Below are 24004 nucleotides of genomic sequence, written 5' to 3'. Positions count from 1 at the left end.
GGAATCCGAGGCCACCGTCCACGAGCCGCGTGAGGAGGAGATCCGGGGTTCCATCCTTCGATGCAACGACCCCGGCGCGACCCTCAGCCGGGGACCTCGACGATCCGGTTCTGGTACGCCCAGACCGCGGCCTGGAGCCGCGAGCGGACACCGAGCTTGGGCATCATCCGGGCCAGGTGGGACTTCACCGTCGACACCTCGAGGGTGAGCTCGGCGGCGATCTCCTCGTTCGCCATCCCCTGCGCGAGCAGCAGCAGGATGTCCAGCTCGCGTGCGGTGAGCAGGTCGGTGGCGCGGCCGTTCTCCGGGCTCGCCACGACCGGCCGGGTGCCCCGACGGGTGACCACCTCGCGCAGCACCCGCTTCGTGAGCGAGGTGTCGATGGTGCCGTTGCCGGCGGCGACCGAGCGGACCGCGGCGACGAGCTCCTCCGGCTCGGCGTCCTTCAGCAGGAAGCCGGACGCGCCGGCCTCCAGCGCGCCGAAGAGGTACTCGTCGAGGTCGAAGGTCGTCAGCACCAGGACCGCGACCGGCTCCTCGACGTCGGGACCGCTCAGCTCCCGGGTCGCGGAGATGCCGTCGAAGCCGGGCATCCGGATGTCGGTGCACACCACGTCGACGCGGTGCTCCCGGGCAGCGTCGACGGCTGCGCGGCCGTCCGCCACCGCGGCGACGACCTCGATGTCGGGTGCCGCGTCGAGCAGGGCGGTCAGGCCGGCGCGCACCATCGGCTGGTCGTCGGCGACCACGACCCGGATCACGACGTCCCCACCGGCTCGGCCCGCGGGATGCTCAGCCGGACCAGCCAGCCGCCGTCGGGTGTCATGCCCGCCTCGAGCCTGCTACCGGTCAGCTCGGCCCGTTCCCGCATCCCCACGAGCCCGAGTCCACCACGCCCGCCGGGGTCGGGCGGGTGCGGGGCCGGACCGTTGCGCACCGTGACCTCCAGGGCCGCGGGATCGCGGTCGTCGACCTCGACCTCGCAGCGGGCTCCGGGGGCGTGCCGGGCCGCGTTGGCGAGCGCCTCCTGGACCATCCGGTACGCCGCCAGCTGGGCCAGCGGGCCGATCCCCGCGTCCGGCGACCGACCGTCGGCCGGTCCGAGCACGGTCAGCCCCACGTCCTGCCCGGAGGTCGTGACCCCGGCGACCAGCTCGGGCAGGCCCGCCAGCGTCTCGACGCGGACCCCGGTGGTCGTGCCCGCGGACTCGTCCTGGTCGCGCAGCAGGCCGACCAGGCTGCGCAGGTCGCGCAGGACGGCCGTGCTCTGGCGTCGTACCTCCCCGACGGAGGCCTTCGCGGCCGCGGGGTCGGTGTCGATCTGGCCGGCGATGGCCGCGCTCATCACCGCGATCCCGGTCAGGTGGTGCGCGGCGATGTCGTGGAGCTCGCGGGCCATCGCGGTCCGCTCCCGGGCGACCGCCGCCTGGATCAGCGCCTCCTGCTCGCGTGCGAGCGCTCGCAGCCGGTCGGCGCTCGCCGTCCGGGCCTCGCGCCGGGCCACCACGAGCGCGGCGACGAGCAGCGGAGCGCCGATCAGGCTGACGACCTGCAGCAGCGCGGTCCCGACCGCCTGGCCGGCCGACAGGTCCGTGCGGAGAGCGGCGGCGAGATGCCCGCTGGCGATCAGCACGCCGATCAGCACCAGCAGGGGCCGATGGCGGGTCGGGGCGCGGAGCGTCGCCAGCGTGTAGACCGCGACGAGCAGCGCCACCGACGTCAGGCCGAGGGCCGGACCCATCCCGACCGCCGCCCCGACCGGCACCGCGGCCGCGGACAGCGCGGCGACGGCCTCGGGGTGCGTGCGACGCCACACCAGCGCCGATGACTGCACGAGGAGGACGACGACCGACGCCCACCACGCGGCGCCACCCGGGGCGGGCGCGCCGTCGACGGCGGCCGGGTCGGCCTGCTCCAGGAGGGGGATCAGGACCAGCATCGCCAGGCTCAGGACCGCGCAGGCCGAGGCCACCAGGAGGTCGCCCCGGGTCGCTCGTGCCAGGTGCCCCGCCATGGGCGCAGCGTACGGGCACTGCGTCGCTCAGGGCCTCGCGAGCAGGTCCCAGGCGACCCCGGCGTCGAATCCCGCGCAGAGTGCCGGGTACCAGTCGGGGAGCCGCGAGTCCCGGCCGGGATCGTGGACGAGGTCGAAGGCGGCATGCGCGAGCCAGCCGTACGCCGTGACGCGGGTGGACCGGTCGCTCCGGGCGGCCAGCGCCGTCGCGGCCGCCATCGCCGCCACCCCGCCGACCTCCCTCAGCACGGCCCGCCGGTCGTCGACCGCCGTCCGGGCGAGGGGGTAGACCAGCGCGACCGGGACCAGCGAGGCCGACAGGACCCTCGATCGCGAGGCGGGCACGACGGCTCGCAGCGCGATCGCGGTCAGCCGCCCACCACCGACGCCTGCGAGCACCGCGAGCGGAACGGACAGCGTCCTGGCCCTCATGCCCCGAACCCTAGGGCCGGGACGCCGGACCTGCCGGAAATGCAGGACACCCGGACCTACGTCTCCGTAGGTCCGGGTGTCCGCGATGTCGGAGGACATCATCTGGTCGGGCTGACAGGATTTGAACCTGCGGCCTCTTCGTCCCGAACGAAGCGCGCTACCAAGCTGCGCCACAGCCCGATCCATGAGCATCGGCCAAGGCCGGGCTCACAAGCACGGGAGCATACCGGAGCGGGTGGGGCTCCTCGAAATCGCGGGTGCCGGTCGGTCAGCTCGCCGGGACGAAGGTGAGCAGCGTGGCCTCCGGGCGGCACGCGACCCGGATCCGGGCGTAGGGGCTGGTGCCGAGGCCGGCCGAGACGTGCAGCCATGCGGAGCCGGGATCGCCGGGGCGGGAGTCGGCCGGGTGGCGGTGCAGGCCGCTGGCGCGCGCGGGGTCCAGGTCGCAGTTGGTGGTCAGCGCGCGACCGCCCGGCAGGCACACCTGGCCGCCGTGCGTGTGGCCGGCGAGGACGGCGTCGTACCCGTCGGCGGCGTACTGGTCCAGCACCCGCAGGTACGGCGCGTGCGCGACCCCGAGCCGCAGGTCGGCCGTGGGATCGGCCGGTCCGGCGACGTCCTCGAGCCGGTCGTAGCGCAGGTGCGGGTCGTCGACCCCGGCGAAGGCAATCGTCGTCTCGCCGACCTGCAGCCGGGCTCGGGTGTTGGTCAGGTCGACCCACCCGCGCTCGGTGAAGCCGTCGCGCAGCTCGCGCCATGGCAGCTGGGGTACGTCGGTGTGCCGCTTCCCGGAGTCGGGCAGCAGGTAGCGGAACGGGTTGCGGAAGGACGGCTCGAAGTAGTCGTTGCTGCCCATCACGAACACGCCCGGCACGTCGAGCAGCGGCCCGAGCGCCTCGCGGACGGCGGGCACCGCCTCGCGGTGGGCCAGGTTGTCGCCGGTGTCGACGACCAGGTCGGGACGGAGCACGGACAGCCCGGCGAGCCATTCCAGCTTGCGCGTCTGCCCCGGCGTGACGTGCAGGTCGGACAGGTGCAGGACGCGCAGCGGGCGCTGCCCCGCCGGCAGGATCGGCACCTCGACGTGCCGCAGCGTGTAGCGCCGGGCCTCGCCCAGGGCGTACGCCGTGAGCCCGGCCCCGGCGAGCGCGCCCGCTCCCAGGAGCCGAGGGAGAACACGGGTGAGGGGCACGTGGCAAGGCTGCCACAATGGCCCGCATGAGCTCCCTGAAGGACCGACTCCGCGCCGATCTCACCACCGCCATCAAGGCCCGGGACGAGGTGCGCTCCTCCACGCTGCGGATGGTGCTGACGGCCCTCACCAACGCCGAGGTCGCCGGCAAGGAGGCCCGCGAGCTCAGCGACGACGACGTCATCGGCGTGCTGTCCACGGAGGCGAAGAAGCGCCGCGAGGCCGCCGTCGCCTTCGACGACGGCAACCGCCCCGAGATGGCCGCCAAGGAGCGCGCCGAGGCCGAGGTGCTCGCCGACTACCTGCCGCAGCAGCTCAGCGTCGAGGAGATCTCGGCCATCGTCACGGCCGCCGTCGAGCAGGTCGGTGCCGCCGGCGAGGGCATGAAGGCCATGGGCAAGGTCATGGGTGTCGTCCAGCCCCAGGTCAAGGGCCGGGCGGACGGCGCGGCCGTCGCCGCGGAGGTACGCCGCCAGCTCGGCTGACGGCGACCCCGCGGCACGCGGGGGTCAGCGCCCGCCGCGGCCGCCGCCGTTGCCGCCGCCACGGCCGCCACGACCACCGCGGTCGTTGTCGTCGTCGCGACCGCCGCCACCGCTCGACCGCGGCGGCGGGGCGGGTGCGGTCACGCCGGCGCCCTGGACGCCCGAGGGGTAGACGAAGTCGGCGTTGTCGATGTGCGGGAGCGCCGTACGCATCGCGGCGCCCCAGATCGGCGCGGCCAGGCGCGTACCGGACGCGCTGTAGACGGTGGACGACCCGATGTTGACGCCGATCAGGCTGGACGGCGAGCCCTCCTGGTTGGCGCCGGCGATCATCGCCGCCGTCGCCATCGTCGGCGTGTAGCCGACGAACCACACCGAGTTGCCGTTGTTGGTCGTCCCGGTCTTGCCGCCCGCGTCGCGGCCGAGGTTCTGGGCCGAGGCGAATCCGCCCTCGATGACGCCGCGCAGGATGTCGTTGACGGCGTCGGCCGTGCTCTCCTGCAGCACCTGGGTGCAGGTCGGCTTGTACTTCTTGAGCACGTTGCCCTTGCTGTCCTCGATCGCCGTCACCGGTCGGGCGTCGCAGTGCTTGCCGCGGGCGGCGAAGGTGGCGTACGCCTCGGCCATCTCCAGCGGGCTCACGTCGGCGGTGCCGAGGGTGAAGTTGGGGATCCGCTCGGCGCCGTTGCCCCGCTCGTCACCGGTGGGGTTGTCGAGGTCCAGGCCCATCTTCTTGGCCAGGTTGAACGGCTCGCAGATGCCGGTCTCCTTCTCCAGGCCGAGGAAGAAGGTGTTCACCGACAGCCGGGTGCCGTTGTACATGTTGGCGTTGATGCTGCCGGTCGTGGAGTTGGGGACCGTGAACTGGCCGTAGCCGTAGGGCTCGCCGTCGCAGTCCTCGTAGTCCTCCTCCTGGAAGGTGCCGGGGTTGGGCGAGAAGATCGACTTCGAGAGCGGGATGCCGTCCTCGATCGCCTGGGCGAGCACGAACGCCTTGAACGTCGAGCCGCCCTGGAAGCCCTTGGCGGCGCCGTACTTCTGGTTGACGGCGTAGTTGATGAACGTCTGGCCGGCCTTCTTGTCGCGCCCCATCGGGCGGGACTGGGCGACCGCGCGGACCTCGCCGGTGCCGGGCTCGACCATCGCCAGGCCGCCGATCGCCTGCGCCTGAGGCGAGACGGTGTCCTGGACCGCGGCGTCGGCGCCGTCCTGGAACCGCTGGTCCAGGGTGGTCTTGATCGTCAGGCCGCCGGACTTGAGAAGCTGCTCCCGCTCGGCGACGGTCTTGCCGAGCGACTTGTCGCGCATGAGGTACTTCAGGACGTAGTCGCAGAAGAACGGCGCGGAGGCGGAGGTGCAGCCGTTGTTGGCGGGCTGCACGTTCAGCCCGAGGGAGCGCTGCTTGACCCGGTCGGCCCGTTCCTGGGGGATGACGTTGAGCTGGGCCATCCGATCCAGGACGACGTTGCGGCGCGCCAGCGCCCGGTCGGGGTTGTCGGTCGGGTCGAGCGCGTCCGGGCTCTGCACGAGACCGGCGAGCATCGCGGACTGGCGCAGGTCGAGCTTGCGCGCGTTGACGTTGAAGTAGTGCTTGGCCGCCGCCTGGATGCCGTACGCGCCGTCGCCGAAGTAGGCGATGTTGAGGTAGCGCTCGAGGATCCAGTCCTTGCTGTGCTCCTCCTCCATGGCGATGGCGTAGCGCAGCTCACGCAGCTTGCGGGCGTAGTCGGTGGCGGTCGCCTCGCGGCGCTCCTCGTCGGTGGTCGCCTGGGTCACCAGCGTCTGCTTGACCAGCTGCTGGGTGATCGAGGAGCCGCCCTGCACGGTCGCGCCGTCGTTGGCCGCGTTGGTCAGGAAGGCGCGCAGGGTGCCCTTGAGGTCGAGGGCGCCGTGCTCGTAGAAGCGGTAGTCCTCGATGGCGACGATCGCCTTCACCATCGTGCGCGAGATCTGGGAGAGCGAGACCTCGACCCGGTTCTGGTCGTAGATCGTCGCCATCACCTGGCCCTGGCGGTCCAGGATCTGCGTGCGCTGGGGGAGGACGCCGGTGTCGAGCTCCTCGGGCAGGTCGGAGATCGCCTCGGAGGCGTTGCGCGCGCCGATGCCCACCACGCCCGCGAAGGGGATCGCCAGGCCGGCGACGATGACGCCCAGCACGGCCGAGACGGCGAGCATCACGGCGACGTGCGAGAGCACCGTGCTCGTGGTCAGGCGCTCGCCGCGGGGGTCGGGCGGCGGCGAGGCGGGCGGCTGTGAGGACGACGGCATGGCTCCCAGGGTACGGGAGCACGGGGACGGTCCGGCCTTCCGCGAGTGTGGGCTACGGTACGCCGCGTCCGCGGCCCCGAGGGAGCCCCGAGGTCTGCCCCAAGGTCTGCCCCAAGGTCCGCATAGTCCGAAATGACTAGTTAGTTCGGACTAGTGAATCTGAGCCCTTTGTGTCTGTCTGCCGTTCTCAGCGTTCCTTAACTTAAGCCGCGAGGGAACTCCGGGAACAGCGCGTCATGGGGACGCGACCTGTCTCGGACGATGTGGGGACATCAAACATGTGGGTTGAGGACTGGACGCCGCGTGCCGCGTGCCGGACGGCGTCGCCGGACCAGCTGTTCGTGCGAGGCGCCGAGCAGAACAAGGCCAAGCAGCTGTGCTCGGGTTGCCCCGTGCGCACCGAGTGTCTCGCGGAGGCGCTCGACAACCAGATCGAGTGGGGCGTCTGGGGCGGCATGACGGAGCGGGAGCGCCGCGCGCTGCTGCGCCGACGGCCGAACGCCTCGTGGCGCACGATGCTGGAGACGGCGCGCGAGCAGGGCGGGCAGTCCGCCACCACGCCGGTCATCCACGCCTGACGCCACCGGTCGTACGTACGCCGGGCTCGGCCCGAATGCTGCTCAGCCCTTGGCGAGCAGCGCGCCGACGCGGCGCAGGCCCTTGAGGTCGTGCACGTCGGTCGGCAGCGCCGGCACGACGGCGGTCGCGACGTGCGGGTGCGCGGCGGCGAAGCGGTCCCGCAGGGTCGCCTCGCGCTCGGTCGTGCGGACGCGGTCCGCGTGCAGGCGCAGCAGCCCGGCGGTCAGCGAGGTCGGGTTGCGCTTGCGCAACCGGGCCGCGGCCGCCATCGCCTCGTCGGCGGAGAGCCGACCGCGGGGTGCCGGGCTCGCCCGGTTGACCACGAGTCCGGCCAGCGGCATCCGGTCCTCCCCGAGCCGCTCGACGAAGTACGCCGCCTCGCGCAGCGCGTCGGGCTCGGGCGCGGCGACGACGAGGAACGCCGTACCGTCGGCCTGGAGCAGCGCGTAGGTCTTCTGCGCCCGGGCGCGGAAGCCGCCGAAGACGGTGTCGAGCGCGGCGACGAAGGTCTGCACGTCGCGCAGCACCTGGCCGCCGAGGACCTTGGTCAGCGCGTTGGTGACGATCCCGAAGCCGGCGCTCATCAGCCGGGCGGGTCCCTTCGCCGGCGTCAGCATCAGCCGGATGAACCGGCCGTCGAGGAAGCTGGAGAGCCGCTCGGGCGCGTCCAGGAAGTCCAGGGCCGAGCGCGACGGAGGGGTGTCGACGACGATCAGGTCGTAGCTGCCGTCGCGCTGGGCATCCGCGTGGATCTGCCCGAGCTTCTCCATCGCCATGTACTCCTGGGTGCCGGCGAACGAGCTCGACAGGGCGATGTAGAAGGGGTTCTCCAGGATCTGCTGCGCCTTCTCCGGGCTGGCCTGGCTCTCGACCACCTCGTCGAAGGTGCGCTTCATGTCGAGCATCATCGCGTCGAGGCTGCCGCCCGCCGCCGCGTCGACGCCGGTCACCGGCCGGGGGGTGTTGTCGAGCTGCTGGATGCCCATCGCCTGGGCCAGACGCCGCGCCGGATCGATGGTCAGCACCACGACCTTGCGGCCGCGCTCGGCGGCCCGGAGCGCCAGTGCCGCGGACGTCGTGGTCTTGCCGACGCCGCCGGAGCCGCAGCACACGATGATCCCGGTCGTCCGGTCGTCCAGGAGCGCGTCGACGTCGAGCGAGGGCGCCGCGCCGGGACGGGCGGCCAGGGGACCGACGCGGGGCCGGGCGGGGCGGGCGGCGGCCATCAGGCCATCCCCTGCTCGCGGAGCCGGGCGGCGAGGTCGTAGAGGCCGCCCAGGTCGATGCCGCCCGCCAGCAGCGGCAGCTCGTACGACGGCGCCTCGATCTGCGCCACCACGGCGCGTTGGGCGTCTTCAAGAGCTCGGCGCTCGGCGTGGTCGCGCGCCTCGGCGGCCAGCCCGTCGACGAGGGTCTTGGTCGCGTCGACGCCGGCGGCCTCCAGGTCCTCGCGGAGTGCCTCCTTGTCGAGTCCGGCGGACCGGGTCGCCACCAGGTCGGCGTCGGCGATGTCGCGCGGGCGCACCCGGTTGACGACGACCCCGCCGACCGGCAGCCCGTTCGCGTGCAGCTCCGCGATGCCGTCGACGGTCTCCTGGACCGGCATCTCCTCCAGGACCGTGACGAGGTGCACGGCGGTCCGGGGCGAGCGGAACAGCGTCATCATCGTGTCGGACTGGCTCTTGATCGGCCCGACCTTGGCGAGCCCGGCCAGCTCGCCGCTGACGTTGAGGAACTGCGCGATCCGACCCGTCGGCGGGGCATCGAGCACGACGGCGTCGTACCGCTGGGCGCCGCGGTTGCGGCTGTTGCGCTGGACCGCCTCGAAGACCTTGCCGGTGAGCAGCACGTCGCGTACGCCGGGCGCGATCGTGGTGGCGAACTCGATCACCCCGAACCGGTCGAGCGCGCGGCCGGCGCGGCCGAGCTTGTAGTACATGGCGAGGTACTCCAGCAGCGCCGACTCCGGGTCGATGTGCAGGGCGTGGACGACGCCCGCGTGCTGGTCGCCGTCATCGCTGGGCAGGCCGGTGGCGATCCGGCGCTCGGCGTACGGGAGCGGGTCGACGTCGAACATCCGGGCGATGCCCTGACGGCCCTCGACCTCGCAGAGCAGCACGTTGCGCCCGTGCGAGGCGAGTGCGAGCGCGAGCGCCGCCGCGACCGTCGACTTGCCGGTGCCGCCCTTGCCGGTGACCACGTGCAGGCGCACCTGTGACCACGCCGCCTCCGTCATGGCCAGAAGGTTAGCCAGATCGGCGCCGGAACTAACGGTGGATCAGGGCGCGGCCGAGCTCGTGGGCCTCGCGGAGCAGCAGCGCGCCGAGCTCGGGGCGGCGCTCGTCGGAGAACCGGTGGGCGACGCCGGTGAGGCTGAGCGCCCACCGCGGCAGGCCGTCCCCGTCGAAGACCGCCGCGCCCATGCCCCAGCTGCCCTCGACGACCAGGCCGGGGTTGACGGCGTATCCGTGCTCGCGGGTGCGGGCCACCTGCGCCCGCACCTCCGCGGGCGCGTGCCGGGGGCCGAACTCCGGCACGAGGTCGGTGTGCGCGAGGTAGGCGTCGACCTCGCGGTCGGAGAGGTGGCCGAGCACGACCATGCCTGCCGAGGCGACGCCGAGCGGGAACCGGACGCCCGCGGACAGCACGTGGCTGCGGATCGGGAAACTGCCGTCCTCGCGGAGCAGGCAGATCGTCTCGTCGCCGCGGCGTGCGGAGAAGAAGGCGCTCTCGCCGGTGACCTGCGCGAGCCGGCGGACGAAGGGCTGGGCGAGCGCGGTGACGTCGTACCGGGGCGCGGCGGTGGTGCCGAGGAAGAACAGCTCGGGGCCGAGCAGCCAGCGACCGGTGGCGGGGTCGCGCTCGACCAGGCCCTGCGCGTGCAGCGAGGTCAGCAGCCGGTGTCCCGTCGGCCGCGGCAGGCCCGCCGAGCGGGCGACGGTCGAGGTCGTCGCACCGTCCGGCTCGTGGGCGGAGACCGCCCGCAGGACGGCGCCGACCCGGCCGACGACGTCCGAGGGGGTGTTCACCCAGTGAACGCTAGCGCGGACCGTTTCTCACGTGCCGACTGATCGCCGTCTGCTGGGTGGCCGGTCGTTGACGCGCGCGGGGCCGCTGGCTGTGATGGGAGACATGGACAAGGTGGTGGGTACGGCGGCCGAGGCCGTCGCGGACATCCCCGACGGGGCGACGATCTCCGTCGGTGGCTTCGGGCTGTGCGGCATCCCGTCGGTGCTGATCGCGGCGCTGCTGGAGGCCGGCACGAAGGATCTCCAGGCGGTCTCGAACAACGCCGGCGTGGACGGCTGGGGGCTCGGGCTGCTGCTGGAGGCCGGTCGGCTGCGGCGCATGGTGGCGTCGTACGTCGGGGAGAACAAGGAGTTCGCGCGGCAGTACCTCGCCGGCGAGCTCGAGGTCGAGCTGACTCCGCAGGGCACGCTCGCGGAGCGGATGCGGGCCGGCGGCTCGGGCATCCCGGCGTTCTTCACCGCGACCGGCGTCGGCACCCAGGTGGCCGAGGGCGGACTGCCCTGGCGGTACGACGACGCCGGCAACGTGGTCGTCTCCTCGCCGGCCAAGCAGACCCAGGTCTTCGAGACCCCCGAAGGGCCGAAGGAGTTCGTGCTCGAGCACGCGATCGTCGCCGACTTCGGGCTGGTCCGGGCCTGGAAGGGCGACCGCCACGGCAACCTGGTCTTCCGCGACTCCGCCCGCAACTTCAACCCGCTGGCCGCGATGTGCGGCCGGGTCACGGTCGCGGAGGTCGAGGAGCTGGTCGAGCCCGGCGAGATCGACCCCAACCAGGTGCACACGCCGGGCGTGTTCGTGCACCGCGTGGTCGAGCTGACCCCAGAGCAGGCAGCCGACAAGCGGATCGAGAAGAGGACGGTGCGACCCCGATGAGCTGGACGCGTGAGGAGATGGCCGCGCGGGCGGCCTCGGAGCTGACGGACGGGTCGTACGTCAACCTCGGCATCGGGTTGCCGACGCTGGTCCCCAACTACGTCGCCGACGGCGTCGAGCTGGTGCTGCAGTCGGAGAACGGCGTGCTCGGCACGGGCGCGTACCCCCTCGACGGCGACGAGGACCCGGACCTGATCAACGCCGGCAAGGAGACCGTCACGCTGCGCCCCGGCGCCTCGATCTTCGACTCCGCGACGTCGTTCGGGATGATCCGCGGCGGCAAGATCGACGCCGCCATCCTGGGCGCCATGCAGGTCTCGGCCACCGGCGACATCGCGAACTGGATGATCCCCGGGAAGATGGTCAAGGGCATGGGCGGCGCCATGGACCTGGTCCACGGCGCCAAGCGGGTGATCGTGCTGATGGAGCACGTCGCCAAGGACGGCTCGTACAAGATCGTGAACGAGTGCTCGCTGCCCTACACCGGCCGCGGCGTCGTCCAGCGGATCATCACCGACCTCTGCGTCATCGACGTCACCCCCGCGTCCGAGGGTGGCGGCCTGCAGCTCGTCGAGCTCGCCCCGGGCGTCACCGAGGACGAGGTCCGCGACAAGACCGAACCCACCCTCGCCCCGAGTCGGCAGTAGTTACCTGTCGAGTCGGCAGAAGTTGCGCGTCGAGTCGGCAGAACCTACTGCCGGCTCGGCGCTCAGCGGGCCAGGCCCTCGGCGGTCGCGGTCCCACGCTCGACCCACGCCTCGAGCCGGCCCGGCCCGAGGTCGCCCGGGGCGACCCGGACCCAGGTGCGCGAGATGCGCGCGCCCATCTCCATCGGTACGACGTGCTCGCCGAGCAGCGCCTCCTGGTCGGCGGCGTCGACGCGGACGAGCAGCCCGCCGTCGTGGCTCGCGCAGACCGCGAGGCTGCCGCCGACCAGGAAGCCCCGGCCGCCGAACATCGCCTTCTCCTCGACCGGGCCGTGCCCCTGGAGCGTCTCGCGGACCCGGGCGGCCAGCTGCTCGTCGTACGCCATGAGGGCAGTGTGGCGCGGAACACCTTCTCCGGGTAGGCCCTCGTGTCACAGTCGTCGGGGCTGTCTCGTCCTCCGGGTATGAGCGCATTCACCATTCCAGCCGCCGTGGTCGTCGCTGCTTCATCACGGGATGCAGCCGGACCCGCGGTTCCCATGCCGGGTACGCCGTGGGAGGTGCAGACTCGCCTGCATACCGTGATGAAGCAGCACACCCCCACCCACCCGGAGGTCGTCCGATGAGGATCGCCGTCGCCGGAGCCACCGGAGTGGTGGGGAAGTACGTCGTCGAGGTGGCGCGAGCCCGCGGGCACGAGGTCGTCGGGCTGGCCCGCTCGGTGGGGGTCGACCTGACCACCGGTGCCGGGCTGGCGGAGCGCCTGGACGGGGTCGACGCCGTCGTCGACGTCACCAGCGTGCCGACCCAGAAGCAGGAGGAGGCCGAGGCGTTCTTCGGGTCTGTCACCCGCACCCTGGTCGCGGCCGAGCAGCAGGCCGGCGTACGGCACCACATCGCGCTGTCGATCGTGGGGATCGACGACGTGCCGACCGGCTATTACCGCGGCAAGCAGCTCCAGGAGCGCCTGGTCCGCGAGGCCCCGGTCGGGTGGAGCATCCTGCGGGCGACGCAGTTCCACGAGTTCGCCGAGCAAGCGCTGGGCTTCGTCCGCGTCGGCCCGTTCTCCGTCGTGCCGCGGATGCTCAGCCAGCCGGTGGCCGCCGTCGAGGTCGCGGAGGCGCTGGTCGACCTCGCGGAGGCGGGACCGTCGGGTCGGGTGCCGGACCTCGCCGGCCCGGAGCGGCTCGCGATGGTCGACCTCGCGCGACGGGTCTCGAAGGCGCGCGGCCTGGGCCGCCGCGTCGTCGGGCTGCCCCTCCCCGGTGCCGCCGGCCGCGGGATGCGCGACGGCTCGCTGTGCCCCAGCACCGACGGCCCGCGCGGCCGGATCACCTTCGACGCCTGGCTGGCCGGGTGAGCGACCGCCTCGCCGAGGAGTACGACGCCGCGCGCCCGCGGCTGGTCCGGGTCGCGTACGCGATCCTCGGCAGCCACGCCGAGGCCGAGGACGTGGTCGCGGACTGCTGGTTGCGTCTGGTGGAGGCGGACCGACGGGACCCCGTCCGCGACGTCCTCGGCTGGTCGACGGTCGCGGTCTCGCGCGCCGCGCTGGACGTGCTGCGCTCGGCCCGCGTCCGCCGGGAGGAGTACGTCGGCCCCTGGCTGCCCGAGCCGATCGTGACCGCACCGGCGGCGCAGGCCGACCCCGCCGAACGGGTCACCCTCGACGAGTCGGTGCGCTACGCGCTGCTCGTCGTCCTCGAGCAGCTCAGCCCGGCGGAGCGGACCGCGTGGGTGCTGCACGACCTGTTCGGGATGCCCTTCCCGGAGGTCGCGACTGCGGTGGGGCGCACCCCCGACGCGGTCCGCCAGCTCGCCAGCCGGGCCCGCCGCCACGTCGCGGACCGGACGCCGCGCGTGGACGTCGACCGGCCCGCTCACGACCGGGTCGTCGCCGCGTTCGCGGCTGCGGCCGCCGGGGGCGACCTGGACGCCCTGATGCGGACGCTGGATCCCGAGATCGTGCTCACCGGCGACGGCGGCGGGGTGGTCAACTCGGCCCGGCGCCCCGTGTACGGGCCGGACCGGGTCGGCCGCTTCGTGCTCGGCGTCCTGCGCCGTACCGCCGCCGGGACGGGGCGGTCGGTGGTCGTCGAGGTCAACGGCGCGACCGGCTTCGCGGTCGTGGAGGACGACGGGCGGGTCTCGGCCGTGCTCTCGCTGACCGTCGACGACGACCGGGTCACCCGGGTCGACATCGTGCGCGCGCCCGACAAGCTGGCCGGCATCGCGCTTGAAGAGTCCTCCTAGCGGGCAGGGAGGACGCGTGACGATCCTCCGCGCCCCCGCGCTCGCCCTGTCCGCCGTCGCCCTGGTGGCCGTCTCCCTGACCGCGACCCCGGTGCCCGCCTCGGCCGCCGTCGTCCTCGACTGCTCCTCCGGGCCGGTCACGCTCAGCGGCACCGGGGAGAACTACACCCTGACCGGGGCCTGCTCGAAGGTCACGGTCAAGGGCAGCAGCCTCAAGGTGAACCTCTCCTCGGCCGAGCGACTGACCGTGCGCGCGAGCGGCACGACCGTCCGGGTCTCCGGCAACGCGGGTGCGGTCCGGATGATCGGCTCCAGCGCCAAGCTGCGCTTCACCCGCGCGTCGTCCCTGTCGATCCGCGGCGCGGGCAACGTGGCGCGGCTGGCCCGGGTCCCCGCCGTCGCGGTCCGCGGCGCGAGCAACAAGGTCGTCGTCGCCAAGGGCCGTACCAAGGTCAGGGTCTCCGGCGCCGGCAACGTCATCCGGGTGCCGAAGCGGCGGTAGGCGCCACCGACGAGCGGGTCGCCGCGACGACGCCGAGCACCGCGAACGCGGCGGCGAGCACGAAGACGGGGACGAACGGTCCGACCCCGGCGTGCTCCGCCGTCGCGTAGACGATGCCCGACGCCGAGAGCGCGAAGGCGCCGCCGAGCGAGTCGGCGATCGAGAGGCCCGAGGAGTTGAACCCGCGGTCGGCGTCGGAGGACGCGGCGAGCATCGCGACACCGGTCCGTGGGTAGCCGAAGCCCATCCCCGCCCCGGCGACGACGTACGACGCCACGGCGAGCGCCGGGTGCACGTCGGCGGCCACCACCAGGGCGAGCAGGGCGGTGCCCCCGAGGACCAGTCCGGTGCCCCAGACCATCGCGGCCCGGTCCGAGACGCGCGACCCGAGCCGGGACTGCACCTGGCTCGCCGCGGCCCACACGACCCCGACGATCGTCAGCGCGAGGCCGGCCCGTCCGGCGCTCTGTCCCCACTGCTCCTGCAGGACGAAGACGATGTAGGCCTCCGCGCAGAAGAACGAGGCGCTGAGCATGCCGCGGGTGGCCACGACCGCCGGCAACCCCCGTGCCGCCCGCAGGGCACCCGCCGGCAGCAGCCGACGCAGCGCGGTGGCGATCACCACGAGGGCGATCACGGCCAGCGCCAGCAGGGCTCCGCGCCGGGACCCGAGCAGCTCGAAGGCGAGTACGGCGGCCGCCGCCGCGAGCGCCCACAGCAGTCGGCCCATCGGGAACGTGTTGTCGGCAGCCGCGAACTCGACCCGGCGCAGGGCCGGAGCGATCAGTCCGGCGGCGACCGCCACGAGCACGACCACGCCGAGGAACACCCAGCGCCAGCCGACGGTGTGGGCCACGAAGGCGGCCAGCGCCGGACCGAACAACGACGGCAGCACCCAGGCGGCGGCGAAGCTGGCGAAGATCGCGGGCTGCAACGTGGCCGGGAACACCAGCCCGACCACGACGTACAGGCAGACGGTGAGGGCGCCGCCGCCCAGGCCCTGCAGCACCCGGCCGGCGACCAGCACCTCCATGGTGGGGGCGGTCCCGCAGACGATCAGCCCGAGCGAGAAGACCACCAGGGCGATCCCCAGCGGCACCGCCGGGCCGCGACGGTCGCTCCAGCCGCCCGCCGCCACCATGCCGACGACTCCGCTGGCCAGGGGAGCGGCGAAGGACAGCGCGTAGAGCCCGACGCCGTCCAGCCGGTCGGCGACCGTCGGCATCACCGTCGTCACCGCCGTCGCCTCGAACGCCACGAACGCGCACAGCGCGAACATGCCGATCGTCGTGGCGGCGTACGTCGGGGAGAGCAGCCGCTCGCGCGGCCGAGCAGGGGCGGTCAGGGTCACCCGGCGACGGTAGGACTTCGACCGCACTTGAGGTCAATGCGGTTTTCCGCGGTGCGCCCTCGGGTAGCCGGGAGCCATGCCCGCCCTCGCGACGTACCAGGACCTCTGCGTCGACGCCGTCGACCCGCTGCTGGCCGGCCGGTTCTGGGCCGGCGTCCTCGGTCGAGAGGTGCGCGAGCGGGGAGACGGGCTCGTGCAGCTCACCGGCCGCACGCCCCGGCACACGGTCTGGGTGAACCCGGTGCCGGAGCCGGTGACGGTCAAGCAGCGCGTGCACCTCGACCTGCACGCCGCGAGCGTGGACGACGTGCTCGCGCTGGGGGCCACGGCGCTCGACCTCGACTCGCGCCGCTGGCAGGTGCTGCGTGACCCCGAGGGCGGTGAGCTGTGCGTCTTCGAGCGCGAGCAGGTGCCCGACGAGCGGCTCTACGAGATCGTCGTCGACAGCGTCGACCCCGAGCGGACCGCCCGGTGGTGGGGCGGTGTCCTCGGCGCTCGAGTGGACGGGGAGGAGGGCGGTGCCTGGTCGGTCGAGGACATCGACGGCGCGCCGTTCGCGTACCTCGTCTTCGCGCCCGTCCCCGAGCCCAAGACGGTGAAGAACCGGATCCACTGGGACGTCGCGACGTCCGACCTCGACGCGCTCGTCGCGGCCGGCGCGTCCGTCGTACGGCGGCGCGACCCGGAGATCCGCTGGACCGTGCTCGCCGATCCGGAGGGGAACGAGTTCTGCGTGTTCACCGACTGAGGTCGCTCGGCGCGCGATGAGTTCGCCGTACGGCGGCGGTCGGTAGCGGCATGGGCAAGGTCATCGCGAGCATCACGGTCTCGGTCGACGGCTACGTGACGGGACCGGACGACCGGCCCGGTCAGGGTCTCGGGCGGGGCGGGGAGCGGCTGCACCACTGGGTCTTCGGCGGGCCGTGGACCTACGACTCGGAGCGCGACCTCGGGGGCATGTCGCCCGAGGACCGCGCCTTCTACGAGCCGCTGGTGGCCGAGATCGGTGCCGGCGTCTGCGGCCGGGGCATGTACGACGCCGCGGGGGCTTGGGGCGGCACGAACCCGTTCCCCGGCCGGATGTTCGTCGTCACCCACGGCCTCGACGACGCGCCCCCGGTGGAGAGCGGCTTCACCTTCGTGGGCGATCTCGCGACCGCGCTGGCCTGGGCGGGCGAGGAGGCCGGAAGCAGGGCCGTGTCGCTCGCCGGCGGCGCCGACGTCATCCGGCAGGCGCTGGCGGCCAGCCTCGCCGACGAGCTCGTCCTGTCCACCGCGCCGGTCGTGCTGGGCGGTGGCAAGCGGCTCTTCGACGGCTTCGAGCACGACGTGGAGCTGGAGATCCTGAGCGTGCACCCGGCTCCGTACGCCACCCACGTGCGGTACGCCGTCGGCACTGTCGGTCCTGCCCACTAGGTTCGGCCCATGGCCGATCTGGAGGAGCTGCTCGTCCCCGACGCCGCCGCGTGGCGGGCCTGGCTCGAGGAGCACCACGCGGACTCGCCGGGGGTCTGGCTGGTGCTGACCAAGAAGGGCGGCGACGTCACCGCGCTGAACCGCGCGGCGGCGCTCGACGAGGCGCTGTGCTTCGGCTGGATCGACGGCCAGGCGCGCCGCCGGGACGCCGCGACGTCGTACCAGCGGATGACCCCGCGCACCGCCCGCAGCCGCTGGTCGCAGGTCAACGTCGGCCTGGTCGCCCGGCTGGAGTCGGAGGGCCGGATGGCGCCCGCCGGGCGGGCCGCGGTCGAGGCCGCGCAGGCCGACGGCCGGTGGGACGAGGCGTACGCCCCGCCCTCGCGGGCCGAGGTGCCCGCCGACCTGCTCGCTGCGATCGCGGCCGACCCGGCGGCCCAGGCGATGTTCGACGTGCTGACCAAGGCCAACCGGTTCGCGATGATCCACCGGCTGGGAGCGGTCAAGCGGGCCGAGACCCGCGAGCGCAAGATCGGTGAGTTCGTCGCGATGCTCGCCCGGGGAGAGACCTTCTACCCCCAGAAGGCCCGCCCGTCCTGAGGTCGTGTCCCTGAGCGCGCGCCGGAGCGCACGCTCGGGGACACGACTCAGTCGAGGGACAACCCGGCTGCTGGCGCTACTCTCGCTGCCCGCCTGGACGGAAGCACCCCGGCCAGCAGGCCGGCGACGCCGGCGACCAGGACGACGATCGCGAGCTGGCCCCACGGCAGCACCACCGCCGCGTCGTCGACCGCCGCGCCGACCAGGGTCCGTACGGCGACCCAGGCGAACACCACGCCGATCAGCGTGCCGAGCACCGTGGCGACCACCGAGAGCAGCACGGCCTCGGCGGCCAGCATCCGGCGCAGCTGGCGGCGGGTCAGGCCGAGCGCCCGGAGCAGGGCGTTCTCCCGGGCCCGTTCGAGCACCGACAGGCCGAGGGTGTTGGCGATGCCGACCAGGGCGATCACCACAGCGATCCCGAGCAGGGCCACCACCGCGCCGGCGAGCACGTCGAGCTGCAGCTCGACCCACGCGCGAGCCGCCAGCCCGTCCGCGAGGTCGGCGTCGGCGTTGGTGGCGAGTGCACCCAGGTCACCGGCGAGGTCCTCGGCGTCGGCCGCGTCGTCGGCGCGCACCCACACCGCGTGCGGCAGCGGCTGGGCGACCAGCCGGGCGAGCGTCTCGGACGCGACCAGTCCGGCCTCGCCCCAGCCCTCGCCGGTCGAGACGCGCAACCGCTCGGTGCGGCCGTCGACCGAGACCGCGACCCGCGCGGGGATCTCGCCGTCCGGCAGCACGTCGTACGGCAGCGAGATCACCCCGGGCTCGGGCAGGGCGACGGTGTCGTCGCGGACGACGTCCGTCGCCGGGCGGGAGGCCACGACCGGGAGCTTCCCGATGCCGGCGATCTCGGCGACCGCGCCGTCGAGCGCGACCGCGGCGTGCACGCCCGAGGTCGCCCTGACGTCCGCGAGCAGGGTGTCGGGCAGCGGTGCCGACGCCGAGGTCAGTGCCATGTCGACCGGGTGCGAGACGTTCATGTCGTCGTCGACCGAGCTGCGCGAGCTCGCGAGCCCGGTCAGCACGGCGGTGGTGAGGGTGACGCCGACGAGCAGGGACGCCGTGGTCGCGGCCGTACGACGCGGGTTGCGCACCGCGTTGCCGGTGGCGAGCCGTGCGGTGGTGCCGCGGCCGAGCGACCCGGCCGCGCGGACCAGCGCGGGCACGACCAGCGGGCCGAGGACCAGGACCCCGGTGAACGCGAGCGTCCCGCCGGCCAGCATCGCCACCACCTCGTGGGCGGAGACCGCCACGCCGAGGAGCGCGGCACCGCCGAGGATCAGCAGTACGCCGGCGGCGGTGCGGACCCGGCCCGAGGCGCTGCGGACGTCGACCCCGGTGTCGGGGCGCAGGGCGGCCAGCGGGCTGACCTGCACCACCTTGCGAGTTGGCAGCCAGGCGGCAACCACGGTGACGAGCAGGCCGACCGCGAACGCGCCGGCGTACCAGCTGGGCGAGACGGCGGCGTCGCCCATGGTGCCGGTCGGCAGCTGGCCGCGGGCGATCGCCACCAGCGCGTAGCCGAGCGCCGTCCCGACGACCAGGCCCAGCCCGGCCGAGGCCGCGCCGAGCGCGAGCGCCTCGACCCGGATCGAGCGGAGCAGCTGACGCCGGGTCGCGCCGACGCAGCGCAGCAGGGCGAGGTCGCGCTGCCGCTGGGCGAACAGGATCGAGAAGGTGTTGGCGATGACCAGCACCGACACGAACAGGGCGATCACGGCGAAGACCAGCAGCAGGATGGCGATCACGTCGACCTCGCGGGTGAGCTCGGCCTGCCGGTCCTGGACGAACTCGTCGGCCGGCTGGACGAGGGCACCGGTGCCGCGCGCGGCGGACTCGGCCCCGTCGCCGGCGTACGCGACGCTGTCCACGTAGATGCTCGACGTCCAGCGCGCCACGTCGGACCAGGGCAGGTACAGCGACGCCCCGGCAGTGGCAGCCGGGCTGTCGACCAAGCCCACGACCTCGGCCTCGACGGCGCGACTCCCGGCGCCGACCCGCACCCGGTCCCCGATCTCCAGACCGTTGGACTTGGCGTCGTTGAGGTCCGCGACCGCCTCGCCCGGCCCGGACGGCCAGTCGCCGTCGCGCAGCTCCTGCCAGCGCAGGGCCGTGTCGTCGGCGACGGCCGCGACGTCGGCGTCCTGGTCGACGACGGCGCCGTCGGAGGTGACCGGCAGCGTGACGTAGCCGAGCACGGCGGCGCTGTCGCCGACGTCCGCGGCCCGCCGTACGACCTCCGCGGCGTCGTCGCCACCGATCTCGGAGACCACCGAGTCGGCGCCCCGGTACGGCAGACCGACCCCGGCGACCAGGCCGTCCTTGGTGGCCGACGAGAGTGCGCTGGTCACCACGACGAACGAGACGCCGATGACGATCGCGACCGCAGCGGCGACGTACCGCCGGGCGTGGACGCGCATCGATGCGAGCAGCACGGTCCTCATCGCTCGCCCCGCAGCGTCGCGACCAGCTCGTCGGCGGTCGGGTCGACGAGGTGCGCGCGCACGGCGCCGTCGGCGATCACCACGACGTCGTCGGCGTACGCCGCCGCGTCCAGCTCGTGGGTCACCATCACGACGGTCTGGCCGAGCTCGCGCACCGACTGACGCAGGACGCCGAGCACCTCGGCCGACGACTCGCTGTCGAGGTTGCCGGTCGGCTCGTCGGCGAAGACGATCGCCGGGCTGGTGATCAGCGCGCGGGCGATCGCGACCCGCTGCTGCTGACCGCCCGACAGCTCGCTGGGCCGGTGCCCGAGCCGGTCGCCGAGCCCGAGGGTGGCCGCGAGCAGGTCGTAGCGCTCTCGGTCGACCGGGCGGCCGGCGAGCTCCAGGGGCAGCAGGATGTTCTGCCCTGCGGTCAGCATCGGCAGCAGGTTGAAGGACTGGAAGACGAAGCCGAGGTGCTCGCGCCGGAAGATCGTCAGCCGGTCGTCGTTCATCGACTCCAGGTCCTGCCCGGCGACCGTCACCGTCCCGGACGTGGGCTGGTCGAGACCGGCGAGGCAGTGCATCAGCGTCGACTTGCCCGAGCCGGACGGACCCATGATCGCCGTGAACCGCCCGGCCGGGACGTCCAGGTCGACGCCGCGCAGCGCGTGCACCTGCGCGTCACCCCGGCCGTAGGTGCGGGTCAGGCCGCGCGCACTCGCCGCGGTCGTGGAGGTGGAGGGAAGGGCTGTCTGCGTCATGCCGACGAGTCTTCGGATCTCGGCCCCTCGGATCGTCAGGCCGGAGACTGGTCCGTCGTACGACCCAGGGATGACAGCGGTCGAGGTCGTCGGTCGGCAAGACGGGTTTCGAGGCTCGGGCCTGGCGGCCCTCGCACCTCAACCAGAGTCCTCGGCGTCCACGCTGGTTGAGGTGTGAGGAGCGCCAGCGACGAGGAGATCCACGCTGGTTGAGGTGTGAGGAGCGCTAGCGACGAGCCTCGAAACCCGGTGGGTGGAGAGTCTGCGTCGATCGGGGCCGTCGGTCGGCAAGACGGGTTTCGAGGCTCGGGCCTGGCGGCCCTCGCACCTCAACCAGCGTCCTCGGCGTCCACGCTGGTTGAGGTGTGAGGAGCGCCAGCGACGAGGAGATCCACGCTGGTTGAGGTGTGAGGAGCGCCAGCGACGAGCCTCGAAACCCGGTGGGCCGAGAGTCGGCGTCGGTCGTGGTCGTCGGTCGGCAAGACGGGTTTCGAGGCTCGGGCCTGGAGGCCCTCGCACCTCAACCAGCGTCGTCGGCGTCCACGCTGGTTGAGGTGTGAGGAGCGCTAGCGACGAGCCTCGAAACCCGGTGGGCCGAGAGTCGGCGTCGATCGGGCCGGACTCGCTACCCGACCAGCCCCGACTCGTACGCCAGGACGACGAGCTGCACCCGGTCGCGCGAGCCGGTCTTGGCGAGCAGCCGGCTGACGTGCGTCTTCACGGTCGCCTCGGCGACGACCAGGTGGGCGGCGAGCTCGGTGTTGGAGAGGCCGCGGCCGATCAGGACCAGCACCTCGCGCTCGCGCTCGGTGAGTCCGGCCAGGCGCTGGTCCTCGGTGGCGGCGGAAGTCGGGTCGGGGAGGGTGGCGGCGAAGTGCTCCAGCAGCCGCCGGGTGGTGCTGGGCGCGACGACGGCGTCGCCGGCGTACACGGAGCGGATCGCGTTGAGCAGGTCGGGCGGAGCGGCGTCCTTGAGCAGGAACGCCGCGGCGCCGGCCTTGATCGCGGCGAAGGCGTACTCGTCGAGGTCGAAGGTCGTCAGCACGATCACCCGCGGCGCGTCCGGCCGGGCGGCCAGCTGACGGGTCGCCTCGACGCCGTCCATCCGGGGCATCCGCACGTCCATGAGTACGACGTCCGCGCGGGTGACGGCCAGGCGCTCGAGCGCCTCCGCGCCGTCGCCCGCCTCGCCGACCACCAGCAGGTCGGGCTGGCTGTCGACGAGCATCGTGAACCCGGCACGGACCATCTGCTGGTCGTCGACGAGGAAGACGCGGATCGGCTCGCTCACGGTTCCAGTCACAGGGGCAGCCTCGCCGACACCCGGAAGCCGCCCCCGGGCCGGGGTCCGGCCGTCAAGGTCCCGTCGTGGACGGCGACCCGTTCGCGCATGCCGACCAGCCCGAGCCCGCGGCCGTCGTCGGCGCTCGCGGCGCCGCGGCCGTCGTCCTCGACCAGCACCTCGATGGCCGGCCCGACGCTGACCACGACCCGGGTCCGCGCACCGGGCCCGGCGTGCTTGCGGACGTTGGTGAGCGCTTCCTGGACCACGCGGTACGCCGTCAGCGCGACGCCCGCGGGCACCGTCGCGGCCGCGTCGGGCGGCGGCAGCGTCGCCTCGACGTCCTCGCCGGCGGTCTGCGCCTCCGCGACCAGCACGGCCACGTCGTCGAGCCGCGGCTGTGGCCGGGTGCCGGTGTCGCCGGCGCGGAGCAGCCCCAGCATCCGCCGCATCTCGGTCAGCGCCTCGCGTCCGGTCGCGGCGACCGTCTCGAGGGTGCGTGCCGCGATGTCGGGGTCCCGGGCGGCGGCGTACCGCGCGCCGTCGGCCTGGACGACGATCACCGACAGCCCGTGCGCGACCACGTCGTGCATCTCGCGGGCGATCCGGGACCGCTCCTCCCCGGCGGCGAGCTCGACCTGCTGGGCGGCCTCGCGCCGGATCTGCTCGCCGCGCTCGACCAGTGCGGCGACGTACGCCGCCCGGGTGCGCCCGAGCGTGCCCAGCGCCCACGCGGTGGCGACGATCGCGGAGATGAACAGCACGTAGGAGACGTACGCCGACGGCGTGAGCTGGTCGAACTCCTGCAGCCAGTCGTACGACGCCACCAGCGCCCCGCAGATGCCGACCGCCAGGGCGACGGCCGCGGGGAGCGCGCGCGAGAACCGGGCCACCGAGTAGACCGCGACCGGGAACGCGACCTGGCCCCACACGGGCTCGTCGACGACGACCGCCTGGAGCAGGCTGGCGACGGCCACCGCGGCGAAGACCGCGACCGGCCAGCGCCGGCGTACGACCAGGGGCGCGATCTGGAGCAGGGAGAGGCCGGCGCTCACGAGCCCGACGGAGACGCCGAGCGGCGGCACCGGCAGCAGCAGGACGCCGACCAGGCCCAGGTCGAACCAGCGCCGGCGGCGCTCGTCCAGCCGCCACGGCTGCCGCTCCGGATCCACGAGGACCACGGTAGAGGGGCGGGTCCGGCCGGCGCGTCAGACCGGGGGATGACGTGCGGGGAGGGCGGCATCGGCCCGGAGTAGGGTCGGCGCCATGACCAAGTGGGAGTACCTCACCGCGCCGATCCTCACGCACGCGGCCAAGCAGATCCTCGACAACTTCGGCTCCGACGGGTGGGAGCTGGTGCAGATCGCGCCCGGCATGAGCCCGGAGAACCTCGTGGGCTACTTCAAGCGCCCGCTGGAGGGCTGAGATGCCCACCCCGGAGGAGCGCCTGGCCGAGCTGGGCCTGAGCATCCCCGAGGTGCCGGCCCCGGTGGCGGCGTACGTCCCGGCGGTCCGCTCGGGCAACCAGGTCTTCACCTCGGGCCAGCTGCCGATGCGCTCGGGCGAGCTGATGACGGTCGGCAAGGTCGGCGGCGAGGTCTCCGCGGAGGAGGCCTACGCGTGCGCCCAGCAGTGCGCGCTCAACGCGATCGCGGCCGTGCGCAGCGTCCTCGGCGACCTGTCGCAGGTGAAGCGCGTGGTGAAGGTGGTCGCGTTCGTGGCCTCCACGCCCGACTTCACCGGCCAGCCCGGCGTCGCCAACGGCGCCTCCGAGCTGCTCGGCAAGGTCTTCGGCGACGCGGGCGTCCACGCCCGCTCCGCGGTCGGAGTCCCGGCGCTCCCACTCGACGCCCCCGTCGAGGTGGAGATCCTGGTAGAAGTCTGAGG

Annotated in this window: 26 protein-coding genes and 1 tRNA gene; 12 read left to right on the top strand and 15 right to left on the bottom strand. The window is 73.6% G+C overall.

Features of this window, described 5'->3' with window-relative positions:
- Nucleotides 1–83: 83 nt before the first annotated feature.
- The 5 genes from VMF51_RS05940 to VMF51_RS05920 form a co-directional block, all read right to left on the bottom strand.
- Nucleotides 84–761 (bottom strand): response regulator transcription factor, encoded by a 678-nt coding sequence (locus VMF51_RS05940; RefSeq protein WP_325473488.1) that lies wholly within the window; start codon nt 759–761, stop codon nt 84–86.
- A complete protein-coding gene (locus VMF51_RS05935) occupies nt 758–2014 on the bottom strand; it encodes a sensor histidine kinase (RefSeq protein ID WP_325473487.1) in 1257 nt (418 codons plus the stop codon). Before VMF51_RS05935 ends, VMF51_RS05940 begins: the two co-directional genes overlap by 4 nt.
- 27 nt (nt 2015–2041) lie before the next feature.
- Nucleotides 2042–2446 (bottom strand): hypothetical protein, encoded by a 405-nt coding sequence (locus tag VMF51_RS05930; RefSeq protein WP_325473486.1) that lies wholly within the window; start codon nt 2444–2446, stop codon nt 2042–2044.
- A 103-nt stretch (nt 2447–2549) separates the two neighbouring features.
- A tRNA-Pro gene (locus VMF51_RS05925) sits at nt 2550–2626 on the bottom strand.
- 88 nt (nt 2627–2714) lie between these two features.
- Nucleotides 2715–3638 (bottom strand): metallophosphoesterase, encoded by a 924-nt coding sequence (locus VMF51_RS05920; protein ID WP_325473485.1) that lies wholly within the window; start codon nt 3636–3638, stop codon nt 2715–2717.
- 26 nt (nt 3639–3664) lie between these two features.
- On the opposite strand from VMF51_RS05920, the gene VMF51_RS05915 reads away from it, so the two are divergent.
- Entirely contained in the window at nt 3665–4123 is a 459-nt protein-coding gene (locus VMF51_RS05915; protein ID WP_325473484.1) for a GatB/YqeY domain-containing protein, read from the top strand.
- A gap of 24 nt (nt 4124–4147) precedes the next feature.
- Here VMF51_RS05915 and VMF51_RS05910 read toward each other — a convergent pair whose 3' ends face one another.
- Nucleotides 4148–6391, bottom strand: a complete 2244-nt coding sequence (locus tag VMF51_RS05910) for a transglycosylase domain-containing protein (RefSeq protein ID WP_325473483.1) — start codon at nt 6389–6391, stop codon at nt 4148–4150.
- Nucleotides 6392–6669: 278 nt separating this feature from the next.
- Here VMF51_RS05910 and VMF51_RS05905 point away from each other — a divergent pair, with 278 nt between their 5' ends.
- A complete protein-coding gene (locus VMF51_RS05905; protein WP_325473482.1) occupies nt 6670–6969 on the top strand; it encodes a WhiB family transcriptional regulator in 300 nt (99 codons plus the stop codon).
- Nucleotides 6970–7011: 42 nt separating this feature from the next.
- Here VMF51_RS05905 and VMF51_RS05900 read toward each other — a convergent pair whose 3' ends face one another.
- Genes VMF51_RS05900 through VMF51_RS05890 form a run of 3 tightly spaced genes read right to left on the bottom strand, consistent with a single transcriptional unit; the run spans nt 7012 to nt 9999 of the window.
- Nucleotides 7012–8196, bottom strand: coding sequence for an ArsA family ATPase (locus tag VMF51_RS05900; protein ID WP_325473481.1), 1185 nt, complete (start codon nt 8194–8196; stop codon nt 7012–7014).
- A complete protein-coding gene (locus VMF51_RS05895) occupies nt 8196–9206 on the bottom strand; it encodes an ArsA-related P-loop ATPase (RefSeq protein ID WP_325473480.1) in 1011 nt (336 codons plus the stop codon). Before VMF51_RS05895 ends, VMF51_RS05900 begins: the two co-directional genes overlap by 1 nt.
- A 31-nt stretch (nt 9207–9237) precedes the next feature.
- Nucleotides 9238–9999: an IclR family transcriptional regulator gene (locus VMF51_RS05890; RefSeq protein WP_325473479.1), complete on the bottom strand. Its 762-nt coding sequence runs from the start codon at nt 9997–9999 to the stop codon at nt 9238–9240.
- 103 nt (nt 10000–10102) lie between these two features.
- Here VMF51_RS05890 and VMF51_RS05885 point away from each other — a divergent pair, with 103 nt between their 5' ends.
- Together VMF51_RS05885 and VMF51_RS05880 are read left to right on the top strand one after the other, a co-directional pair.
- Nucleotides 10103–10873, top strand: a complete 771-nt coding sequence (locus tag VMF51_RS05885) for a CoA transferase subunit A (RefSeq protein ID WP_325473478.1) — start codon at nt 10103–10105, stop codon at nt 10871–10873.
- Entirely contained in the window at nt 10870–11520 is a 651-nt protein-coding gene (locus VMF51_RS05880) for a 3-oxoacid CoA-transferase subunit B (protein ID WP_325473477.1), read from the top strand. The genes VMF51_RS05885 and VMF51_RS05880 overlap by 4 nt, the downstream gene beginning before the upstream one ends.
- 62 nt (nt 11521–11582) lie before the next feature.
- On the opposite strand, the gene VMF51_RS05875 is transcribed toward VMF51_RS05880, so the two are convergent.
- The gene (locus VMF51_RS05875) at nt 11583–11906 is read right to left on the bottom strand and encodes a TfoX/Sxy family protein (protein ID WP_325473476.1); all 324 of its coding nucleotides are present in this window, start codon (nt 11904–11906) and stop codon (nt 11583–11585) included.
- A gap of 236 nt (nt 11907–12142) precedes the next feature.
- Here VMF51_RS05875 and VMF51_RS05870 point away from each other — a divergent pair, with 236 nt between their 5' ends.
- From VMF51_RS05870 to VMF51_RS05860, 3 genes are read left to right on the top strand one after another with little or no spacing between them, the layout of a single operon-like run.
- Complete coding sequence (locus VMF51_RS05870; RefSeq protein ID WP_325473475.1) at nt 12143–12880, top strand: SDR family oxidoreductase; 738 nt, start codon at nt 12143–12145, stop codon at nt 12878–12880.
- Entirely contained in the window at nt 12877–13773 is an 897-nt protein-coding gene (sigJ, locus tag VMF51_RS05865) for an RNA polymerase sigma factor SigJ (RefSeq protein WP_325473474.1), read from the top strand. The genes VMF51_RS05870 and sigJ overlap by 4 nt, the downstream gene beginning before the upstream one ends.
- 16 nt (nt 13774–13789) lie before the next feature.
- Nucleotides 13790–14275 carry a DUF3060 domain-containing protein gene (locus tag VMF51_RS05860; RefSeq protein WP_325473473.1) on the top strand — a complete coding sequence of 162 codons (486 nt, stop codon included), beginning with the start codon at nt 13790–13792 and terminating at the stop codon, nt 14273–14275.
- Here VMF51_RS05860 and VMF51_RS05855 read toward each other — a convergent pair.
- A complete protein-coding gene (locus VMF51_RS05855) occupies nt 14250–15626 on the bottom strand; it encodes an MFS transporter (protein WP_325473472.1) in 1377 nt (458 codons plus the stop codon). The genes VMF51_RS05860 and VMF51_RS05855 overlap by 26 nt on opposite strands.
- Before the next feature lie 76 nt (nt 15627–15702).
- Between VMF51_RS05855 and VMF51_RS05850 the strand changes: the two genes are divergently transcribed.
- From VMF51_RS05850 to VMF51_RS05840, 3 genes are read left to right on the top strand one after another with little or no spacing between them, the layout of a single operon-like run.
- The gene (locus tag VMF51_RS05850) at nt 15703–16374 is read left to right on the top strand and encodes a VOC family protein (protein WP_325473471.1); all 672 of its coding nucleotides are present in this window, start codon (nt 15703–15705) and stop codon (nt 16372–16374) included.
- A gap of 50 nt (nt 16375–16424) precedes the next feature.
- Nucleotides 16425–17042: a dihydrofolate reductase family protein gene (locus VMF51_RS05845; RefSeq protein WP_325473470.1), complete on the top strand. Its 618-nt coding sequence runs from the start codon at nt 16425–16427 to the stop codon at nt 17040–17042.
- 9 nt (nt 17043–17051) lie between these two features.
- Nucleotides 17052–17642 carry a YdeI/OmpD-associated family protein gene (locus tag VMF51_RS05840; protein WP_325473469.1) on the top strand — a complete coding sequence of 197 codons (591 nt, stop codon included), beginning with the start codon at nt 17052–17054 and terminating at the stop codon, nt 17640–17642.
- A gap of 47 nt (nt 17643–17689) precedes the next feature.
- Here VMF51_RS05840 and VMF51_RS05835 read toward each other — a convergent pair whose 3' ends face one another.
- The 4 genes from VMF51_RS05835 to VMF51_RS05820 all read right to left on the bottom strand — a co-directional run bounded on the left by VMF51_RS05835 (nt 17690) and on the right by VMF51_RS05820 (nt 23289).
- Complete coding sequence (locus VMF51_RS05835) at nt 17690–20089, bottom strand: ABC transporter permease (protein ID WP_325473468.1); 2400 nt, start codon at nt 20087–20089, stop codon at nt 17690–17692.
- Nucleotides 20086–20835 (bottom strand): ABC transporter ATP-binding protein, encoded by a 750-nt coding sequence (locus VMF51_RS05830; protein WP_325473467.1) that lies wholly within the window; start codon nt 20833–20835, stop codon nt 20086–20088. Before VMF51_RS05830 ends, VMF51_RS05835 begins: the two co-directional genes overlap by 4 nt.
- Before the next feature lie 625 nt (nt 20836–21460).
- Nucleotides 21461–22126, bottom strand: a complete 666-nt coding sequence (locus VMF51_RS05825; protein WP_325473466.1) for a response regulator transcription factor — start codon at nt 22124–22126, stop codon at nt 21461–21463.
- Between the two features lie 8 nt (nt 22127–22134).
- Complete coding sequence (locus VMF51_RS05820; RefSeq protein ID WP_325473465.1) at nt 22135–23289, bottom strand: sensor histidine kinase; 1155 nt, start codon at nt 23287–23289, stop codon at nt 22135–22137.
- A 94-nt stretch (nt 23290–23383) separates the two neighbouring features.
- Between VMF51_RS05820 and VMF51_RS05815 the strand changes: the two genes are divergently transcribed.
- Nucleotides 23384–23542, top strand: coding sequence for a DUF4177 domain-containing protein (locus VMF51_RS05815; protein WP_325473464.1), 159 nt, complete (start codon nt 23384–23386; stop codon nt 23540–23542).
- A 1-nt stretch (nt 23543) separates the two neighbouring features.
- Complete coding sequence (locus VMF51_RS05810; RefSeq protein ID WP_325473463.1) at nt 23544–24002, top strand: RidA family protein; 459 nt, start codon at nt 23544–23546, stop codon at nt 24000–24002.
- Nucleotides 24003–24004 lie beyond the last annotated feature (2 nt).

The sequence above is a fragment of the Nocardioides sp. genome (assembly GCF_035503875.1).
Taxonomy (GTDB): domain Bacteria; phylum Actinomycetota; class Actinomycetes; order Propionibacteriales; family Nocardioidaceae; genus Nocardioides.
Note: the sequence above shows the minus strand (reverse complement) of the source record. Positions and strands in the feature narration are given on the sequence as shown.

Excerpts from the sequence above, each read along its gene's own strand:
- VMF51_RS05900 (WP_325473481.1), bottom strand. The coding sequence starts at position 8,196 with ATGGCCGCCGCCCGCCCCGCCCGGCCCCGCGTCGGTCCCCTGGCCGCC.
- VMF51_RS05935 (WP_325473487.1), bottom strand. The coding sequence starts at position 2,014 with ATGGCGGGGCACCTGGCACGAGCGACCCGGGGCGACCTCCTGGTGGCC.
- VMF51_RS05830 (WP_325473467.1), bottom strand. The coding sequence starts at position 20,835 with ATGACGCAGACAGCCCTTCCCTCCACCTCCACGACCGCGGCGAGTGCG.
- VMF51_RS05850 (WP_325473471.1), top strand. The coding sequence starts at position 15,703 with ATGCCCGCCCTCGCGACGTACCAGGACCTCTGCGTCGACGCCGTCGAC.
- VMF51_RS05930 (WP_325473486.1), bottom strand. The coding sequence starts at position 2,446 with ATGAGGGCCAGGACGCTGTCCGTTCCGCTCGCGGTGCTCGCAGGCGTC.
- VMF51_RS05810 (WP_325473463.1), top strand. The coding sequence starts at position 23,544 with ATGCCCACCCCGGAGGAGCGCCTGGCCGAGCTGGGCCTGAGCATCCCC.
- VMF51_RS05885 (WP_325473478.1), top strand. The coding sequence starts at position 10,103 with ATGGACAAGGTGGTGGGTACGGCGGCCGAGGCCGTCGCGGACATCCCC.
- VMF51_RS05905 (WP_325473482.1), top strand. The coding sequence starts at position 6,670 with ATGTGGGTTGAGGACTGGACGCCGCGTGCCGCGTGCCGGACGGCGTCG.
- VMF51_RS05895 (WP_325473480.1), bottom strand. The coding sequence starts at position 9,206 with ATGACGGAGGCGGCGTGGTCACAGGTGCGCCTGCACGTGGTCACCGGC.
- VMF51_RS05815 (WP_325473464.1), top strand. The coding sequence starts at position 23,384 with ATGACCAAGTGGGAGTACCTCACCGCGCCGATCCTCACGCACGCGGCC.
- VMF51_RS05915 (WP_325473484.1), top strand. The coding sequence starts at position 3,665 with ATGAGCTCCCTGAAGGACCGACTCCGCGCCGATCTCACCACCGCCATC.
- VMF51_RS05840 (WP_325473469.1), top strand. The coding sequence starts at position 17,052 with ATGGCCGATCTGGAGGAGCTGCTCGTCCCCGACGCCGCCGCGTGGCGG.
- VMF51_RS05845 (WP_325473470.1), top strand. The coding sequence starts at position 16,425 with ATGGGCAAGGTCATCGCGAGCATCACGGTCTCGGTCGACGGCTACGTG.
- VMF51_RS05910 (WP_325473483.1), bottom strand. The coding sequence starts at position 6,391 with ATGCCGTCGTCCTCACAGCCGCCCGCCTCGCCGCCGCCCGACCCCCGC.
- VMF51_RS05835 (WP_325473468.1), bottom strand. The coding sequence starts at position 20,089 with ATGAGGACCGTGCTGCTCGCATCGATGCGCGTCCACGCCCGGCGGTAC.
- VMF51_RS05875 (WP_325473476.1), bottom strand. The coding sequence starts at position 11,906 with ATGGCGTACGACGAGCAGCTGGCCGCCCGGGTCCGCGAGACGCTCCAG.
- VMF51_RS05870 (WP_325473475.1), top strand. The coding sequence starts at position 12,143 with ATGAGGATCGCCGTCGCCGGAGCCACCGGAGTGGTGGGGAAGTACGTC.
- VMF51_RS05880 (WP_325473477.1), top strand. The coding sequence starts at position 10,870 with ATGAGCTGGACGCGTGAGGAGATGGCCGCGCGGGCGGCCTCGGAGCTG.